At 61.5% G+C, this 2,425-nt stretch carries 5 protein-coding genes; all 5 read right to left on the bottom strand.

Going from position 1 to position 2,425, the window contains the following annotated elements:
- Positions 1-176 precede the first annotated feature (176 nt).
- The 5 genes from ACY35P_RS15415 to ACY35P_RS15395 all read right to left on the bottom strand — a co-directional run bounded on the left by ACY35P_RS15415 (position 177) and on the right by ACY35P_RS15395 (position 2,141).
- Positions 177-518 carry a hypothetical protein gene (locus ACY35P_RS15415; RefSeq protein WP_462116716.1) on the bottom strand — a complete coding sequence of 114 codons (342 nt, stop codon included), beginning with the start codon at positions 516-518 and terminating at the stop codon, positions 177-179.
- A gap of 72 nt (positions 519-590) precedes the next feature.
- Positions 591-1,007 carry a hypothetical protein gene (locus ACY35P_RS15410; protein WP_462116715.1) on the bottom strand — a complete coding sequence of 139 codons (417 nt, stop codon included), beginning with the start codon at positions 1,005-1,007 and terminating at the stop codon, positions 591-593.
- A 101-nt stretch (positions 1,008-1,108) separates the two neighbouring features.
- Complete coding sequence (locus ACY35P_RS15405) at positions 1,109-1,402, bottom strand: hypothetical protein (RefSeq protein ID WP_462116714.1); 294 nt, start codon at positions 1,400-1,402, stop codon at positions 1,109-1,111.
- 32 nt (positions 1,403-1,434) lie between these two features.
- Complete coding sequence (locus ACY35P_RS15400) at positions 1,435-1,746, bottom strand: hypothetical protein (RefSeq protein WP_462116713.1); 312 nt, start codon at positions 1,744-1,746, stop codon at positions 1,435-1,437.
- A gap of 191 nt (positions 1,747-1,937) precedes the next feature.
- Positions 1,938-2,141, bottom strand: a complete 204-nt coding sequence (locus ACY35P_RS15395; RefSeq protein ID WP_462116717.1) for a zinc ribbon domain-containing protein — start codon at positions 2,139-2,141, stop codon at positions 1,938-1,940.
- Between the last annotated feature and the right edge of the window lie 284 nt (positions 2,142-2,425).

Raw genomic sequence — 2,425 nt, 5'->3', positions numbered from 1 at the left:
TCCCTGGGCCCGAGAGCGGGCGCTTGAGCCGTCCAGTAGCAGTCGTAGGCTGCATTCTGTTGTTTGAGCGGCCCCACAAGAGGACGCGAACGAGAACTCCCGACGCCCGGTACCGCGAGAAGAAGAACCAGTGCTGCGACCGCTACTACTCTCACGTCAGCCCCCTAACACCTGAGTTAAGCCGCGCCGCGAAGCGGCGTCGGCTTGGACGAATTGTTAGCGCACGCCCGCTGATTGGCAGTTGTGATCACGCCAATTCGCGAGAAACCGGCTGCTTCCAAAGCCTGCGCCAGTTTGAGCACAGCGATTCGGGAAGAACCGCGGCACATAGCAATGTTCACCGGCACACTGGGCGAGGCGCCAAGCGACGCGACTAGTTCCGGCATTGACCTGACTTGGCCGTCGAGCGCGAAGCCACGCGCGGGCAGGGCATAGACGGTGCGGGCGGCAACGCCTTCGTGCCGCGGCGTGCAGGCAGCTACCAACGTAAGCATTGCGACAACTGCGAGGATTTTCACGTGGGCGCTAACACCTGAGTTAAGCCGCGCCGCGAAGCGGCGTCGGCTTGGACGAATTGTTAGGTGCCAGCCTCATTCCGGCCACGGCCCCCAAGTCTTTTGAGCAAAGTGATACGCCCTGCCGTCGAATACGCCGAGGTCGTACCACATGAATGGTGCGCCCTCGTTCAGATAGGCCAGGCGCACCGGGCCATCGTCTCGCCGGACGCCTGCGTCGGTGAGGCGCTGTGGATATTGGCCAAAGCGAAGCTTGTACGCATCTACGGCCTCGATCACGGCGGCGGTTTGACGAACCAACCGATAGTGCTGGATGCCCGCAAATGACCCGCCGAGAGCGGCCGCGCGCACACATATGAATACGGCGCGCTGACGCGAGCTTGCTCCGTTAGCTGCGAGTCGCGAGACAAGGGGCGCAAAGCCTAGAGCGACGATGACTGCCGCAGAGCGCGGCAACAAAGACCACATCGCGAGTGCGATCGCGACGGCCATGACGGCAACTCCAAGGGCGGCTGCGAGCGCGAACTTCCGCATATGGCACCTAACACCTGAGTTAAGCCGCGCCGCGAAGCGGCGTCGGCTTGGACGAATTGTTAGGCCACATGCCGTGGTGCCTTTGCGGTGATGAACAGCGCGAATTGCGCGCACGCCACGCCGAGCAAGCCCGATTGGATTCCGAATAGGAGAGCGTCACGTACGTGGTGCGGGTGGACGGCCACCCACAACACACTGAAGGCGAAGTAGAAGACTACAGCCAAGACTCCGCGGGCAGGCCGCATGTTCTTCAAGCCCCGCAGGAGTCTTTCCAGTAGCAGGCCAACCACAGCCGCGGTGGCGGCGCCGATCACAAGCACGATCAGCAGGCTGTGCCATTTGTCCGCACTCACCAGAAACCCTCCTATGTGGCCTAACACCTGAGTTAAGCCGCGCCGCGAAGCGGCGTCGGCTTGGACGAATTGTTAGGGCGCGCGCAGTAATAGAAGGCCAGCCCAGACACGAGCCCGAAGAACGCGCCAATCAAAGCAGTGCGCCAGACAGCAACATTGGGCGAGAACAAGCCTGCGGCCAAACAGGCGAGCACGGTTCCGACGAGCACGGCGGTGGTGCACACCGGCAATGCGCGATAGAGGCCAGCGCGGGCGAGCAGCTTCACCGCGGGAACGGCGACGAAAATCATCCCAAGGTAGCAAGTGGCAAAGCCGAACAGGACCGAGAAGCCCAGCCACTTCACGACTCCTGCGCTAGGTGACTCCCCGATGAGACCCACTGCCATCCATACGGCATAGATGAGCGTGGGTGCAGCCGACCCGTACAAGGCGTTCTTTGTAAATAGCCTAACGTGCAGCGGACTAGCCATAGCGCCCTAACACCTGAGTTAAGCCGCGCCGCGAAGCGGCGTCGGCTTGGACGAATTGTTAGGCCTCATCCTACGAGAAGATCAAACACCTGGCTGCCGATCGATAGATCTGCCCGGTAGAGCTCGGTATAGCCACACTTGCGACAGCTGATGTACTTGAACTTCTCGGTGGACAGCTCAAAGGCCGCAGAGAACATGCCGCCCGCGCCACGAAGTTCGCCAGCGACATAAAGATGGTGATCGCACTTAGGGCAGCGAAATTCCGACATTGCGCGGACAGCCTCCGAGTTTTGGTAAGCCGTGAAGTGGCGCTCCGCCACGGCCGCGCTGGCTGTATCGGGGCAGCCGCATGTCGGGCACGTATGCGCACCTGCCGGGCAAGGGTTGTTACAGGAACTGCAGCGCCAATCGTAGGTTGCCATGAGGCCTAACACCTGAGTTAAGCCGCGCCGCGAAGCGGCGTCGGCTTGGACGAATTGTTAGAGGGCACCGACACGGCTATGCCAGCTGTGCGTTTCTGTAAGGCTGCCATGGTATTCGCGCTCTTCCGTGG

It is taken from the genome of Lysobacter xanthus (genome assembly GCF_047159895.1).
This window is presented reverse-complemented; position numbering and strand designations above follow the sequence as displayed.

What these genes read in the sequence shown, in the direction of transcription:
- ACY35P_RS15410 (WP_462116715.1), bottom strand. Translation starts at nt 1,007, where the DNA reads ATGGCCGTCGCGATCGCACTCGCGATGTGGTCTTTGTTGCCGCGCTCT.
- ACY35P_RS15395 (WP_462116717.1), bottom strand. Translation starts at nt 2,141, where the DNA reads ATGTCGGAATTTCGCTGCCCTAAGTGCGATCACCATCTTTATGTCGCT.